Annotated in this window: 16 protein-coding genes and 1 pseudogene; 4 read left to right on the top strand and 13 right to left on the bottom strand. The window is 65.8% G+C overall.

Translation table 11 applies throughout. The features are described 5' to 3' along the window. Positions 1-69: 69 nt before the first annotated feature. Positions 70-852, top strand: a complete 783-nt coding sequence (locus VIF40_RS15980; RefSeq protein ID WP_331938502.1) for a purine-nucleoside phosphorylase — start codon at positions 70-72, stop codon at positions 850-852. A 24-nt stretch (positions 853-876) separates the two neighbouring features. Then, entirely contained in the window at positions 877-1,314 is a 438-nt protein-coding gene (locus VIF40_RS15975) for an adenylyl-sulfate kinase (RefSeq protein WP_331938501.1), read from the top strand. A 9-nt stretch (positions 1,315-1,323) separates the two neighbouring features. Here the strand turns inward: VIF40_RS15975 and VIF40_RS15970 are convergent, their stop codons facing one another. The 5 genes and pseudogenes from VIF40_RS15970 to VIF40_RS15955 all read right to left on the bottom strand — a co-directional run bounded on the left by VIF40_RS15970 (position 1,324) and on the right by VIF40_RS15955 (position 4,555). After that, complete coding sequence (locus tag VIF40_RS15970; RefSeq protein WP_331938500.1) at positions 1,324-1,776, bottom strand: MaoC family dehydratase; 453 nt, start codon at positions 1,774-1,776, stop codon at positions 1,324-1,326. Positions 1,777-1,795: 19 nt separating this feature from the next. Beyond that, positions 1,796-1,995, bottom strand: a pseudogene (locus VIF40_RS21525) (VapC toxin family PIN domain ribonuclease); the annotation flags it as partial. Positions 1,996-2,011: 16 nt separating this feature from the next. Next, positions 2,012-2,263 (bottom strand): AbrB/MazE/SpoVT family DNA-binding domain-containing protein, encoded by a 252-nt coding sequence (locus VIF40_RS15965; RefSeq protein WP_331938499.1) that lies wholly within the window; start codon positions 2,261-2,263, stop codon positions 2,012-2,014. Between the two features lie 52 nt (positions 2,264-2,315). Continuing rightward, on the bottom strand, positions 2,316-3,164 hold the full coding sequence (locus VIF40_RS15960; RefSeq protein ID WP_331938498.1) for an NlpC/P60 family protein: 849 nt from the start codon (positions 3,162-3,164) through the stop codon (positions 2,316-2,318). Further along, positions 3,161-4,555 (bottom strand): leucyl aminopeptidase family protein, encoded by a 1,395-nt coding sequence (locus VIF40_RS15955; protein ID WP_331938497.1) that lies wholly within the window; start codon positions 4,553-4,555, stop codon positions 3,161-3,163. Before VIF40_RS15955 ends, VIF40_RS15960 begins: the two co-directional genes overlap by 4 nt. Before the next feature lie 89 nt (positions 4,556-4,644). Here VIF40_RS15955 and VIF40_RS15950 point away from each other — a divergent pair, with 89 nt between their 5' ends. Together VIF40_RS15950 and VIF40_RS15945 are read left to right on the top strand one after the other, a co-directional pair. Next, positions 4,645-5,712, top strand: a complete 1,068-nt coding sequence (locus VIF40_RS15950; protein ID WP_331938496.1) for an FUSC family protein — start codon at positions 4,645-4,647, stop codon at positions 5,710-5,712. A 68-nt stretch (positions 5,713-5,780) separates the two neighbouring features. Continuing rightward, entirely contained in the window at positions 5,781-6,659 is an 879-nt protein-coding gene (locus VIF40_RS15945; RefSeq protein WP_331938495.1) for a tetratricopeptide repeat protein, read from the top strand. Here VIF40_RS15945 and VIF40_RS15940 read toward each other — a convergent pair. The 8 genes from VIF40_RS15940 to VIF40_RS15905 form a co-directional block, all read right to left on the bottom strand. Continuing rightward, the gene (locus VIF40_RS15940; protein ID WP_331938494.1) at positions 6,631-7,602 is read right to left on the bottom strand and encodes a type II secretion system F family protein; all 972 of its coding nucleotides are present in this window, start codon (positions 7,600-7,602) and stop codon (positions 6,631-6,633) included. The genes VIF40_RS15945 and VIF40_RS15940 overlap by 29 nt on opposite strands. 35 nt (positions 7,603-7,637) lie before the next feature. After that, complete coding sequence (locus VIF40_RS15935) at positions 7,638-8,609, bottom strand: type II secretion system F family protein (RefSeq protein ID WP_331938493.1); 972 nt, start codon at positions 8,607-8,609, stop codon at positions 7,638-7,640. 14 nt (positions 8,610-8,623) lie between these two features. Continuing rightward, positions 8,624-10,063 (bottom strand): CpaF family protein, encoded by a 1,440-nt coding sequence (locus tag VIF40_RS15930; RefSeq protein WP_331938492.1) that lies wholly within the window; start codon positions 10,061-10,063, stop codon positions 8,624-8,626. A 32-nt stretch (positions 10,064-10,095) separates the two neighbouring features. Next, positions 10,096-11,331: a CtpF protein gene (locus VIF40_RS15925; RefSeq protein WP_331938491.1), complete on the bottom strand. Its 1,236-nt coding sequence runs from the start codon at positions 11,329-11,331 to the stop codon at positions 10,096-10,098. 17 nt (positions 11,332-11,348) lie between these two features. Continuing rightward, entirely contained in the window at positions 11,349-12,074 is a 726-nt protein-coding gene (locus VIF40_RS15920; protein WP_331938490.1) for a CpaD family pilus assembly protein, read from the bottom strand. A 23-nt stretch (positions 12,075-12,097) separates the two neighbouring features. Beyond that, positions 12,098-13,549 carry a type II and III secretion system protein family protein gene (locus VIF40_RS15915; protein ID WP_331938489.1) on the bottom strand — a complete coding sequence of 484 codons (1,452 nt, stop codon included), beginning with the start codon at positions 13,547-13,549 and terminating at the stop codon, positions 12,098-12,100. A gap of 73 nt (positions 13,550-13,622) precedes the next feature. Continuing rightward, positions 13,623-14,408, bottom strand: a complete 786-nt coding sequence (gene cpaB, locus VIF40_RS15910) for a Flp pilus assembly protein CpaB (protein WP_331938488.1) — start codon at positions 14,406-14,408, stop codon at positions 13,623-13,625. Between the two features lie 139 nt (positions 14,409-14,547). Further along, entirely contained in the window at positions 14,548-15,054 is a 507-nt protein-coding gene (locus VIF40_RS15905) for an A24 family peptidase (RefSeq protein WP_331938487.1), read from the bottom strand. Positions 15,055-15,161: the final 107 nt, after the last annotated feature.

Raw genomic sequence — 15,161 nt, 5'->3', positions numbered from 1 at the left:
CGCTCTTGCGGCGAAGCCGCCGCTTCGTCACACTCGCCGGCAACGATTCGAATCACTTCGAGGCGATTCATGACCACGCGCGCGCAGGCCGCGGCCGAAATCATCGGCGCACGCAACCCGCTGGGGCCGATAGAGACCGCCGTCGTGCTCGGACGCGAATTTCTCGCGGCCGCCGACATAGGCGAGCAAGCCGTCGCCATTCCCTATTCCGATCTTCCCGGATTTCCGGAGGTCGAGGGCGGCGAGCTGCTGATCGGCCTCGTCGAGGGCGCGCCCATGCTGTTCCTCAAAGGGCGCTCGGAATTCTACGACAGCGGCGATCCGAGCCTGATGTCCTCGCCGGTCGAGACATTGACGCATTTGAACGTGCGGGCGCTGTTGTCCGCCGGCCTCGCCGTCTCGACCAACGCCGATTTGCAGCCCTCCTCCATTCTCGGCGTGACGGACCACATTAACTTCAGCGGCATGAATCCGCTCATCGGCGCCCCGGGCCTGAATTTCGTGAATATGAACGGCGCCTATGACAAAAGGCTGCTGCGGCGGCTCAAGCAGGCCAGCGCCGGCGCCGGCGTGACGCTGCATGACGGCATTCTCATGTGGTTCTCCGGTCCGAGCTTCGAGACGCCGGCGGAAGTGAAGATGGCCCGCCTGCTCGGCGCCGACGCGCTCGGCATGGCGCTCGCGCCCGAGGCGATCCTCGCCAAGCGCTTCGCCTTGCCCTTTGCCGCCGTCGCCGTCATCTCGGATTATGCGACCGGCTTTTCCGGCGGCAATCCGAGCTATGACCCTAGCCGGGCCTCGGGCCTCATCGCCTTGCGGCGGCTACTGCGCGCCTTTCAGAAGGTCAAATAGAGTCCCACGAATGTCGAGCTTCCGGTGACGCTCCCCGCCGCACGAAAAATATTGATCATGGGCCTGCCCGGCGCCGGAAAGACGACGCTCGCGACCCTTCTCGCTCCCCGATTGAACGCTGTTCTGTTCAACGCCGACGAGGTCCGCGCCAATCTCGAGCGCGATCTCGGCTTCTCGCTCGCGGACCGGATCGAGCATGCGCGACGCATGGGCTGGCTGTGCGACTGCGTCGTCAGATCCGGCCACGCCGCCGTCGCCGATTTCATCTGCCCGACGCCGGAAACCAGGGCCGCCTTCGGCGAGGCTTTCACGATTTTCGTCGACAGGATCGCCAAAGGCCGCTTCGAGGATACCAATAAGCTCTTCATGCCGCCGCAGCGCTACGACCTGCGCGTGACGCCGGACGGAGCGCCTCTGGAATGGGCGGAAAAGATCGTCGCTATGCTGGCGCGCGAGCGCTGAGCGTGGCGTTCAGGGGCTCGCCGGCCGTCGAAAGGCGAGCACATCGGCGTCCAGCCGCTGCACGGATTCGCCATGCTGATTGGCGGTGACGACGCGCATTTTGACCATTGCGCGATCGTGCCGCGATTTCGATGGCGCAATGCGCAGGATCGTCGCCTCGACGCTCAGACGATCGCCCGGCCGCACGGGCCGCATCCACTCGACCTTGCCGCCGACCCCGATCAGCCCGCCGGCGAAGGAGGCGCATTGCGTCAACAGCCGCATGGTGAGCGAGGCCGTGTGCCAGCCGCTCGCCGCCAATCCGCCGAACAGGCTGCTCGTCGCCGCATCCTCGTCGAGATGAAAGGGCTGCGGATCGAATTTCGTCGCGAAAGCTTTGATCTCTTCGGTCGTGACCTCGAGCGGCCCGGCGCGAAAGCGCTGGTCGACGAAGAGATCCTCGAGATAGAGCGGCTCGGGCATGGGCGATTCTCGTGACGGCCTAAGACAGGAGGCGAACCTTCTCGCCTCGCTCTCTCAACAGTTTCGTCGCCTTCTCGTCGAATGTCGAGAAGAGCTCGGCCCCGAGCCGACGCCCCTCATATGCTCGACGCCGTCGACGAAATCGCCGCCGGCGTCGAGCATGGCGAGCCCCGCTTCGACGGCTGGTCGGTTCACGACCACAGTCGCCGTGTTCACCAGGCGTCCGCCGCGATCTTCATCTCTTTCCGGCCCAGTCGCGCGCGGCGATTTCGTTCATCTCCTCGATCGACGAGGAGGGAGCGGTCTCGCGCTTCAGCAGGTCGAAGACGTCCGCCATCTTGCCGCCAGGACGCGCTGCGCGAATCTCGACGCGCCCGTCCGGAAGCGTCTCGGCCTCGATCTGCTCGCCGGGCCGAACGCCGAGATGTTTCAACAAGTCTTTGCGCAGCGTGACTTGTCCTTTGGCGGTGACGGCAAGCGCGCCCATGGAAGGTCTTCCCAGCCGAAAGGTCAAAAAGGAAGGCGAAATGACCTTACTGTCAATTCTCGAGCCGCCGCACGCTCGTCACCGCCGAGCCCGAAGCCAGAATACGCGCGCGCGCCGGCAAGAAGGGCTCGCTCGCGACCTGCAAATGAAAGGCGTTGGCGTGCAGCAGGCGCGCCTCGTCCTGCATGACGCCGACATGCCCTTTCCAGAAGACGAGATCGCCGCGCCGTAGCGGCTCGTCTTCCGCGAGCGCGCGGCCGAGCGATTTCTCCTGTAGATCGGTGTCGCGCGGCGCCGCGACGCCGGCCATTGCGAGCGATGTCTGCACGAGCCCCGAGCAATCGACGCCGAGCCAGCTCTTGCCGCCCCATAGATAGGGCGCGCCGATCAGGCTCTCGGCGACAGAGACGAAATCCGCGACGCGCGCCGCGCACGGCGTCAGATGCGGCCGATAGAGGAAGCCGCCGCCGGCCTCGATCAAAAATTTGTCGCGCTCGCCGACGATCTCCACCTCCGCGCCGAGCGGCAGCGCCAGCAAGGGCGGGTCCTTGATCTCCGGTCGCGGAAAAACAAAGGTGCGGGGGACACAGACGCGATGCGACGGCGTCTCGATCCGGCTCCACAGCAGATTGGCGGCGATCCAGCCGACATAGGAATCGCGCTCGAGCTGGACCCAGGACCAGCCCTCCTCATCGTCATAGACGATGACCGTCTCGCCATAGAGCGCCTGCGTGTCGAGCCGCGCATCCGGCCGCGGCTCGCGCTTCAAATCGGCGACGCCTTCCTTCACCTGCATGCGGCGGCCGTCGACGAAGCGCGCCGCCTCGACCTTGCCCTCGAGATGACGCGCGGCGAGATCGGGCCGCGCCGGCGTCAGCCGCTTGTCGAAACTGTCGCTCATGTCTTCACGCCCCAACGCGCGGCGCGCTCCACGATCAACTCGGCGAGGAGCCGCGCCGTCTGAATCTCGCCGCCCTCTGGCCGCCCGGGCTTGGCCGAGGGATTCCAGGCGAAGAGATCGAAATGCGCCCATTTCTCGGGATTGGCGACGAAGCGACGCAGGAATAGCGCCGCGGTGATCGAGCCCGCATGGGCGCTCGACGACACATTCACGATGTTCGACGCTCTGCCGTCGAGCTGCGAATCATAAGGGTCCCACAAAGGCAGGCGCCAGACCGGATCGCCGAGCTTGCGGCCATAGGTCTCGATCTCCAGCGCCAGAGCGTCGTCTCCGGTGTAGAAAGCCGGCAGCTCGGGCCCGAGCGCGACGCGGGCGGCGCCGGTCAGCGTGGCGAAATCCACGAGCAGATCCGGCTCCTCCTCGGCGGCGAGCGCCAGAGCGTCGGCGAGAATGAGGCGCCCTTCGGCATCCGTATTGCCGATCTCGACGGAGAGGCCCTTGCGGCTCGGATAAATGTCGCCGGGCCGCATGGCGTCCGCGGAAATGGCGTTCTCGACGATCGGCACGAGCACGCGCAGACGCATGGGAGCGCCGGACCCCATCAGAATATCGGCGAGCGCCAGCGCCGTGGCGGCGCCGCCCATATCCTTCTTCATCAGCAGCATGCCGCTGCTCGGCTTGATGTCGAGGCCGCCGCTGTCGAAACAGACGCCCTTGCCGACGAGCGTCACTTTCATCGCCTCTTCCGGCCCGAAGCGGATGTCGACGAGCCGGGGCGCCTGCGCCGCCGCGCGGCCGACCGCATGGATGAGCGGGAAGTTTTCCGAAAGCAGCGCGTCGCCGACGATGACGCGCGCTTGCGCCCCGTGCCGCGCGGCGAGCGCCAGCGCCGCCTCCGCGAGCGCCTCGGGGCCCAGATCATTGGCGGGCATGTTGACGAGATCGCGGCCGAAGGAGAGAGCCGCGGCGACGCGCTCTATGCGCGCGCGATCGACGTCCTGGGGCGCGCAGAGCCGCGGACGCTCCTTTTTCGGCGCGAGATAGCGTGAGAAGGAATAGCCGCCGAGCAGAAAGGCGAGCGCCGCCGCATGCGAGTCGGAGACGCCTTCGCGCAGGCGATAGAGTCCGGGCGGCAGCAGCGTCGCGAGCTTGCCGGCGAGGAAGGCGTCGCGATGGCGCGCACCCGACGCTTCCACGCCGAACAGAACGATCGCCAACGCCCCATCCGGCCCCGGCGCGAGCAAATGAGCGCCGGACTTGCCGTCGAAGCCGCAGGCGCGCGCAAAGGCGGCGATCGCCGGCGGCAGCGTCTCGGCGAGTATCGGCCAGCTTTCCTTGTCGACGAAATCGATCGGCGTCGCTTCCGCCGTCCAATCCTCCAATCGGCTCATCGTCACCCTCTTTTCGAGTTCCTTCGTGTCTTTGTGACATTTCTACCACTAAGACACGAAGGACACACGAAGACGTTATAGGAGACCGCATGGAAATCGGCTCGCCCTCCCGCTATCGCGCCCAGCTCGCGCTCGGCGCGCGAATCACGATCGCCGCGGTGGCGACGCTCGGAATCGGGCGCCTCCTCGGCACGCCCATGATTCTGTGGGCCGTGCTGACGGCCGTCATCCTCACGCAGATGAGCGTCGGCCGCTCGGTCAAGGCGACGATCGACTATTCCATGGGCACGCTGGGCGGCGCGATCTACGCCGGACTCGTCTCCAACTTCGTTCCCGGCGCCGATCAGCTCGCGCTGCTCGGCCTACTCGGCCTCGCCATAGCGCCGCTCGCTCTGCTCTCGGCGCTGAGCCCGCGCTTCTCCGTTGCGCCGGCGACCGGCGTCATCGTCGTGCTGGCGCCGACGATCACCCATGCCACCGCGTTTCACTCGGCCTATGACCGCGTGCTCGAGGTGGCGCTCGGCGGCGCGGTCGCGCTGATCGTGTCGCATCTCGTCTTCCCCGCCCGCGCGCGCCTTCTGGCGCTTGAGGCGGCCGCCGACATGCTGGGGACGATGGCCAGGGCCCTCCCCCCGCTCTTTTCGAGCTGCGCGCAACCGCAGGACCCGGAGGCGATCCGGGAGCTGCAGCGCGGCGTCGGCGACGCCTTCGCCCGCCTCGATAAAATGGAGCAGGAAGCGCGCCACGAGCGGATCGCCTTTCTCAACGCCGAGCCCGATCTCGCCCCTCTGCTGCGCGCCTTGCTGCGCATGCGGCACGATCTCGTGATGATCGGCCGCGCCGCGGTCATTCCGCTGCCCGAGACGCTGCGGCCGCGCCTCGAGGCGCCGCTCACGACGATCGCCGAAGCCGCCGCCGCGCATCTTCTCGACTGCGGCGCAGCGCTGACGGCCGGCCGCGCGCCCGCCGCGAGCGCCGCGCAGGGGGCCGCCTTCGACTCCTATTCGCAGGAGATCTCTACCCTGCGCGAGGAAGGAATCCTGCGCGGCCTGCCGGTCGAGCGGGTCGAGCATGTCTTCGCTCTCGGCTTCGCGCTCGAGCAATGGCGCGGCGATCTCGACGAGCTCGACCGAAGGATCGCCGAGCGCGCGCGTTAAGGAAGCGGCAAGGTTAACGATTTATTGCTCGACCCAGACGGTTCAAACCGCAGCAGAAGGGTCGTCCGATGTTCCCGCCATATTTCGTCGCGACGCGCCGCCCCGGCGCGCCCCGAGCCATCGCGATCTGCGCCCTGCTCGCCCTCTGCGGCTGCGCGCAGCCGCTCTCCGACGTCACCGGCTCGATCGGCGCGACGAGACGCGTGGAAATGCCGACCGACGACGCCCAGCTTCGACGCTTCGCCGAAGAATGGGGACATCGCTATGACGCCGACCCCAAGAACAAATCCGTCGCGCTGACCTATGCGCGGGCGCTGCATGCGCTGGACCGCAATGCGCAGGCCGTCGCCGTGCTGCAGGGCCAGGCCATCCGCTATCCCGAGGACCTCGCCATTCTCGGCGCCTATGGCAAATCGCTCGCCGACGCCGGCCGTCTGCGCGAGGCCGCCGACGTGCTGTCGCGCGCGCATACGCCGGAGCGTCCGGACTGGTCGGTGCTCTCCGCGCAGGGCTCGATCGCCGATCAGCTCGGCAATCACAAAGAGGCGCGCGACTATTATCAGACGGCTTTGAAGATCAAGCCCAATGATCCGAAGGTTCTCTCCAATCTCGGACTCTCCTACGCGCTCTCCAAGCAGCTGCCGCAGGCCGAGAGCACATTGCTGACCGCCGCCTCGCAGCCCGCCGCCGACATGCGCGTGCGCCAAAATCTCGCGCTCGTGCTCGCGCTCCAAGGCAAGTTCGAGGAGGCGGAGAGCTGGTCGCGCCACGATCTCTCGCCGATCGACGCGGCGGCCAATGTCGCCACGATCCGCCAGATGATCGCGCAATCGAACAGCTGGCGCGAGATTCAGAGCTACAGCGCGCGCGACAAGCAGAAGAGCGCCGCGACGCCGCCGCGCGCCAAGCTCGGCGCGCTCACCAGCTCTGCGACATCACCTGAATAATGGCCGGCGCCATAACGACGACCATCAGCACCGGCAGGAAGAAGACGATCATCGGGACTGTGAGCTTGGGCGGCAGCGCGGCCGCCTTGCGCTCGGCCTCGGCCATGCGCATGTCGCGGCTCTCCTGCGCCGTCACGCGCAACGCGCGGCCGAGCGGCGTGCCGTATTTCTCGGCCTGAATGAGCACGGTGGAAATCTGCTTCACGCTATCGAGGCCTGTGCGCGCCGTCAGATTTTGATAGGCTTGCCGGCGATCCGGCAGATAGGACAGCTCGGCCGTCGCCAGCGCGAACTCCTCGGCCAGCGCCGCCGAGCGCACGCCGATCTCCTGCCCCACCTTGCGAAAGGCGTGATCCACCGACATGCCGGACTCGACGCAGATCAGCATCAGATCGAGCGCATCCGGAAAGGCGATGCGCATGCTCTGCTGCCGCTTGGCGATCGTGTTGCCGATGAACAGCTCCGGCGCCTTCACGCCGAGATAGGTCGCGAAGATCACGATGCCCCCTTTGGTGAGCATCGGCCAATCGGAATCGTCGAGCACGACGAGATAAAAAACGGCGAACAGCGCGAAAGCGATCGGCGCCACCAGGCGGAAGAAGAGAAAGGTCACCTCCGCCTGCGGTCCGCGATAGCCCGCGGAAGCCAGACGCAGCTTGGCGTCGTCGGTGTTCAGCCATGTCGACAAAGAAAAGCGGTCGACGACATTCTTCATATATCGCTTGGGCTGGTGCCGAAGACCGCCGCCATCCGCCTTGGCGGCCGCGCGCTCGCGCGCCCTGATGCGCTCGCGCTCATTGGCGACGCTCTTCATGCGCTTGGCCAATGTGTCGCTCTGGAGGAATGTCGCCCCCAGCGACCAGATGGTGGCGATGACCGACATTGCGACGAGAACGCTAAACGCCAGCCGTCCATTGGTCGCGAATTTGACGATCTCCTCCATAGAACCCGACCTCTCGCTCGCCTCGTTCGTCCTGCTCAAATATCGAAGTCGATCATCTTCTGCATGATGAAGACTCCGATCGCCATCCAGAGCAGGCTCGCACCTATGATGAAATTGCCGACCGTCGTATTGAAGAGCACGCTGATATACGCAGGATTCGTGAACCAGACGACCATGCCCACGAGAAACGGCAGGCTGCCGATGATGCCGGCCGAAGCCTTGGCTTCCGCCGACATCGCTCTCACCTTCGCCTTCATCTTTTTTCGCTCGCGCAGCACGCCGGCGAGATTGGTGAGCGCCTCTGAGAGATTGCCGCCGGCCTTTTGCTGAAGGCTGATGACGATCGAGAAGAAAGAAGCCTCCGCCACCGGAACGCGCTCGGCGAAGCGCTCGGTCGCCTCGGCGATCGAAAGCCCGATCGTCTGCGATTCGACGATCTGTCGAAACTCGCTGCGCACCGGCTCCGGCGCCTCGCCGGCGATCATGCGAAAGCAATCGGCGACCGGCAAGCCGGCCTTGACGCCGCGAATGATGATGTCGACGGCGCCGGGAAACTCCGCGATGAATTTCCCGATGCGCCGCCGCGCCAGAAAGCCCAGCAGCCAATGCGGAACGCCGACGCCGGCGACCACGCCCGCGCCGACAGCGACGAGAGGGTCCGAATTGAACACGAAGACCACGAAAGCGATGACGAGGCCGAACGCCGCCGCGGAGAAAAGAAAGATCGGGCGCGTCGTCGAGAGCCCCGCCTGAACGATGCGCTGCTCGAGCGTCACCCTGGCCTTCTTCTTCGTCTCGACGTCCTTGAGACTATCTTGAATCAGCTTGCGCCGCTTCGCGGGATCGCCGCCCCGGGCGTCGCGACGACGCTCGGACGACGACATCAGCGCCGCGGTCCGCTTCTGCGCATGGATCTCGCCGGAGAGATAGGGATACACGAATGCGTACATCACTCCGCCGACGGCGATCATGACGAGAGCTGCGGAAAACAGTGACTGACGATCCATGGCCGGCCCCGCGCCTATTTTCCGTCGTCGATGACAGTGGCGGCGTCGAGCGCCGCGGCGAGCCGATTCTCCTCGCCATAATAGCGCGCGCGCTCCCAGAAGCGCGGCCGGCCGACGCCGGTCGAGCGATGCCGGCCGATGATCCGCCCATTGGCGTCCTCGCCGACGATCTCATAGACGAAAAGATCCTGCAGCGTGACCACATCCGCCTCCTGGCCGAGCACCTCGGTGATGTGGGTGATGCGACGCGAGCCGTCGCGCAGACGCGCCGCCTGCACGATGATGTCGATCGAAGAGACGATCATGTCGCGGATCGTCTTCGCCGGCAGCGAGAATCCGCCCATCGTGATCATCGACTCGAGACGGCCGAGCGCCTCGCGCGGCGAGTTGGCGTGGAGCGTGCCCATCGAGCCGTCATGGCCCGTGTTCATCGCCTGCAGAAGATCGAAGGCTTCCGGTCCGCGCACCTCGCCGACGATGATGCGCTCGGGACGCATGCGCAGGCAGTTCTTGACGAGATCGCGCATCGTCACCGCGCCCTGCCCCTCGAGGTTGGGCGGCCGCGTCTCCAGGCGCACCACATGCGGCTGCTGCAGCTGCAATTCCGCCGCGTCCTCGCAGGTGATCACGCGCTCGTCGATGTCGATAGAATTGGTGAGGCAGTTGAGCAGCGTCGTCTTGCCCGAGCCCGTGCCGCCGGAGATCAGGACGTTGCAGCGCACGCGGCCGATGATCTTCAACACCTCGCCGCCCTCCGGCGAGATCGAGGCGTAGCGGATGAGCTGATCGAGAGTGAGCTTGTCCTTGCGGAATTTACGAATGGTGAGCGCAGGGCCGTCGATGGCCAATGGCGGCGCGATCACGTTGACGCGCGAGCCGTCGAGCAGGCGCGCGTCGCAGATCGGCGAGGATTCGTCGACGCGGCGCCCGACCTGACTGACGATGCGCTGGCAAATATTCATCAGCTGCGAATTGTCGCGAAACCTGATGTTGGTCAGCTGAATCTTGCCGCCCACCTCGATATAGGTCTTCGCCGCGCCATTGACCATGATGTCGGCGATGTCGTCGCGCATGAGCAGCGGCTCGAGCGGGCCATAGCCGAGCACATCGTTGCAGATATCCTCGAGCAGCTCCTCCTGCTCGGCTATCGACATCACGACATTCTTGATCGCGACGATCTCGTTGACGATGTCCCTGATCTCGTCGCGGGCGCTCTCCGGCTCCAATTTGGAAAGCTGCGCGAGATCGATCGCCTCGATGAGCGCGCCGAAGATCATGCTCTTCGTGACGTAATATTGCTCCGAGCGCTTCTGCTCGGGAGCCGCCGCCACGACCGTGGTCGAGGGTTCGGACGCTGAGACAGACGCCGCAGCCTTGCTCGCCGCCGACGGTTGCTGCGCAGGCCGGCCGGTTCCCGTCTGCGCCGTTCCGACGTTCGTCCGCTTTCCGAACATGCGATCTCCCCGTAACGCCTATCCGCCGCGCGTCAGCCGGCGAGCTTTCGAGACAAACGACCGAGCAATGGCGCGAGCAGCCCGCTCTTGACCTTGCGGCTCACGGCGCGCCCGGTCAATTCACGGCCGAGCGCGTCGAATTGCTCGATCAGCTTCGCGCCGGGATCGACCTCGGCGATCATCTGCCCATTGTTGGACGCCGCTCCGAACAGCTTCGGCTCGAAGGGAAAGATCGCCGACGGCTCCATCTCGATCGCCTTGGCGAAATCCGCCACCGCGATTTCCGGCCGCCGCGGAACGCCGACGAAATTCAAGACGAGCTTGGGCGGCGAGTCGTTCTGGCGGGCGACGCGCAGCGCATCGATGAGCGTCTTGGCGTTGCGCAGATTGGCGAGATCGGGCGACGCGACGATCGCCACCTCGTCGGCGCCGATCAGCACACGCTTCGTCCAGGCGGACCATTGATGCGGAACGTCGAGCACGGTGCAGGGCGCGGTCGCGCGCAGCGTGTCGATGATCGCGTCGAAAGCGGTCTCCGGCAGATCATAGAGACGATCGACGGTCGCGGGCGCGGCGAGCAGGCTGAGCTGATCGCTGCATTTCGATAGCAGTCGGTCGATCAGATTGGCGTCGACGCGATCGGGCGCGAACACCGCCTCGGCGACGCCCTGCGGCGGGTCCTGATTGAAATCGAGCCCGGCGGTGCCGAACGGAAGATCGAGATCGGCGACGACGGTCTGCATCTGCAGCGCGCGCGCGATCGACCAGGCGAGATTATGCGCGATGCAGGAGGCGCCGACGCCGCCTTTCGCGCCGGCGATCGCGATGATGCGTCCGAGCGACTCGGCGCTATTGTTGTAGAGATCGGAGATGCGGGCGATGAAGCCGAGCACGTCGATCGGCGCGACGATATAGTCGCTGACGCCGCGCGCCATCAGCGCGCGATAGAGCGCGATGTCGTTGACATGGCCGAGCACGACGACCTTGGTGCCGGGATCGCAGGACTCCGACAGCGCCTCGAGCTGCGAGACGAGAGTCTGGCGCTCGCCGATCGCCTCGAGCACGATCAGATTGGGCGTCGGCGCGGAGCGAAACGCCTCGATCGCCGCAGCGACGCCGCCCATATGGACTTTGACATGCGCCTTGTCCATGCGGCGATCCACGGCGGCCGAATTCACCACCGCCACGGCGTCCGGCGTCTCGCAGAACGCCTGCACGGAAATGCGCGGCAAGGGAGCGATCTGCGTCGCCGCATCGCTCTCCGTCATTGCCGATTGCTCTTTCATCAACCGCCTCCAACCGAGCTGATATTCGTTCCCTTGACGTTCCATTGCGTCGCCGGATCGGAGCCTTTGCGCACATTGCCGATCGCGCGCATGCGGGATTCGATATCGGCCGGCGATTCGCCGCGCGGCGCGACGAGGTCGCGAGGATCGTCGATCTGCGCCGCCAATGTCGTCTGGCTCGCGCAGCCGTAATTCCAATAAGTGGTGTTGTCCCAGCCCTCGAGCGAGCTCGCCGAGGCGAGATCGGTCGGCCATTCGCCGCAGCGCCCCGCGACTTTCGCGCGCACGCCCTGGAAGGACAGCCGCACCGGAGCGGCGAGATTGGGATCGCTCACCGGATACGTGCCGACATAGACCGCGCCGGACACGCCGCTTTCGGCGAGAAGACGCTTCACCGCATCGACGCCGCCGCGCACGCCGAGCTGGTCTTTCGCGCCGGTCGGCGCGAGAAGCGTGATCTGGCCATGGCCGAAGCGCTGATATCGCACCACGAAATCGCGAATGCGTCCGCTCGTCGTATTGTCGAGACGATGCGACGGAAACAGATCGATCGAGGTCGTCGCGTCGGCGAGCACGACCGGATGACGGTCGCGGTAATCCTGCGCGACGACGCGCGGCGGCAGCGTCCTGTTCACGCCGCAGCCGGCGAGCGGCGCCATTGCGGCGAGGCAGGCGAGCCGCGCGGCGAGGCCTTTGAATTTCTCGCTGTTCAGTCGGATAGACATGGTTGACCGCTCCTCGCCCGCGCTCAGTCCTGAATGAAGCCGATGCGGCCCTTCAGGCGCGGAACCGCTTGCGGATGTTGGGGATTGGCATAGAGCCGATTGACGCGCCCGAGCAGCCAGGCCTGCGGATCGGTAGCGTCCGCGAAGCCGTCGTCTGGGCGCGCGATATCGCGCGCCTGAACCGATCGCGCGATATAGGGCGTGACGATGATGAGCAGCTCGGTCTCGTTGCGCAGATAATCGCGCGAGCGAAACAGCGCCCCGAGCACCGGAAGATTGATCAGGCCCGGCAGCCCGTTGATGGCTTGATCGGACTTCTGCTGCAAGAGACCCGCGGTGGCGATAGAGCCGCCGGAGGGGAGCTCGACGCTGGTTTCGTTCTTGCGCGTCTTGAAGCCCGGAACGGTGACGCTATTGTAGGTCTGCGCGCCTTGGTAATCGACCTCCGTCACCTCTGTGGCGAGATGCAGCAGGATGCGCCCCTCGGCGAGAACCACAGGCGTGAAGTTCAGCGACACGCCATATTGCTTGAACACGATGCCGACGTTGCAGAGAACCGCGCCATTGATGCAATTGCCATTGCCGGGCACCGCGACCTCGCCGCCGACGATGAACTTGGCCGACTCTCCGGAGACCGCCGTGACGGTGGGCTCGGCGAGGATGCGCGAGACGCCGTAGCGTTCATAGGCCTGCAGCGTCGCGGTGGTGCTGTTGGGTCCATTCAGGCTCAGCGCGCTCGAGGTGAGCGCCGAATTGATCGCGAAGGGATTTTGCTGAACGAGCTTGCCCCAGCCGCCGCTGAGGATCGCCTCGCCGCCGCTCTGCGCCGAAACGCCCAGCTGCTTGATCACACGCCGCTGCACTTCGGCGACGGTGACCTTCAGCATCACCTGATCCCGCGTGCTGATCGTGAGCGCATTGACGACGAGCCCATCGCCGCCCGCGCCATTGCCCTGGGCCGAGGCCGATCGCGCCGCGAAGCCTTTGGCGATATCGACGGCGCGTTGACCCTCGGCCGCGGATTCGACGGAGCCGGTCAGGATGATCGTGTCATTGACCGTCCGCGCCGTTATGCTCGACTTGGGAAGCGCGGCGCGCAGCAGCGGACCGAGCTCGCCGACGTCGCGGCCGATGCTGATCTCGAGATTGGCGATTTGCCGGCCGGCGCGATCGAGCGCGAAAATCGTCGTTTGCCCCGTCTCGGCGCCCATTATGTAGAGCTTGCGCGCCGAGCGAGCGATGGCGTTGGCGACTTTCGGATTGCCGACCACGATCTCCGATGCTTCCCCCGGCAGATCGACGATGATCGATTTGCCGACGCCCATCGCGATGCGCCGCGACAAGAGCGCGTCGGAGCCCGATTCGATTCCCCATTTCTCCTGGGCCGACGCCGGAGCGGCTCCGAGGCCAGCTCCCGCGACCGCGAGGATCGCGAGCGCCGCAGCGCAGGATAGACGCAGCGCAGATCTGTTCATGCCGATCGCTCCGCTTTCGATGTTCGCCACGTTTTTCGTCACAGGGCGCCGTCCTTCGATGAGCCGCATCGCCTCAACGCGTGCGCATGGTTGTCGGGACGCCGAAGCGCACGACCGTCAGGGAATCGTCCGCGGCCGACGCATGCTTGTCGTCTTCATGCGCATCCGCCATGGAGCGCAGCAGCAGCGCCAATTGTCCCGTGCGCTGCGCGAGGATGATGAGCTCGGCCTGCCGCGGCTCGAGATCGAGCGTCGCGGTCGCTCCGGTGACGACGGACTCGCCGTTCTTGGTCTCGACCATCGGGCCGATCGCCATGACGCGCACATTGGTGAGAATGACTTCCGAGGAGAGATCGACAGCCCCTTCACGGCCGCGGTCGGCGTCTCGATAGGTGCGCATCACATCCACATGGTCGTTGGGGAGGATGAAGCCGCCCGCGGTGGTGTTGGGCGAAATATCGATCGCGACCGCGCGATGGCCCGCCGGCAGCAGCGTCGACATCAGCCCCGCGGTCGGGCCCTTGACGAGGCGCTCGCGACGCACCGGCTCTCCGTTGGAGATCGGATTGCGGACATAGGAGCCGTGCAGATCCTCCTTGGCGTTCGGCGCTTCGCTCTTGCGCAGAACGCCCTGCGGCACGGCGCCGATCGGCCAATCGATCCAATTGGTGTCCGGCTCGCCGAGCGCGGTTCCATAGGAGAGATCGCGCGTCGCCACGAGCACCTTGTCGGTGGTCGGCTGCGCGGGGATCATCTGAACGAGCTTCGGCGCCTCGGGCGGCGAACCGTTCATCATCAGGAAGGCTCCGCCGCCCGCCACGACGGCGACGCCGAGAACCACGATCTGCGCCTTGTTCATTTGCTTCCAATCCGATCGCCCCGGCTAGAGCGGAGCAATCCGAATGAAAGCGGAAAAACGTCAAATTATGGTTAATCGTCGGTAAGAGATCGGCGCTTTTGCGCTCCGCGGCGAGGATTTTTTCCCGCGCCGCCCCGGATCACGCCGCGGTGAGCAGCGCCCAGAGCTGCGAATTGGGGTAAATCGCGATCCCGGCGATCGCCAGCGCAATGCCATAGGGCACGCCCTCGGTCCCGTCGCACAGATGCGCGAGGCGCGGCGAATCGGCGATGACGCGCGGCTCGTAGCGACGCAGAGCCAGTATGGCGATCGTCAGCGCGCCGCCGACCAACGAGGTGACGAGGGCGTAGTCGGCGAGTTGATCGAAGCCGAGCCACAACGCCGTGGCGGAGGCGAGCTTGGCGTCGCCGCCGCCCATCCAGCCGCGATTGAACATCAGGAAGGTGGCCGCGAGCACGCAGGCCCCACAGGCGACATGCGGTAGGACGCTGTCGAGCGGCATGCCGAGCCATGCGGCGAAAAGGGCGAAAAAGCCGATGAGCGCCAATGACACGCGGTTGGGAATGGTCATGGTCAGCAGATCGGCGAATGCCGAAAACGCCATCAGGGCCGGGAAGAGGATCAGCGCGGCGGCGGCAGCGATCATGTGGGTCGTTCCTGTCGCCGCGCCTCTCTTGTCTCCGACAATGGCGCCTCTCGTATTCACGTTGCGCGCTCGTTTGGAGCGCGCGATCCGCGCGTCGCGCGGCGAGG

This window comes from Methylosinus sp. (assembly GCF_036560965.1).
GTDB lineage: Bacteria > Pseudomonadota > Alphaproteobacteria > Rhizobiales > Beijerinckiaceae > Methylosinus.
Note: the sequence above shows the minus strand (reverse complement) of the source record. Positions and strands in the feature narration are given on the sequence as shown.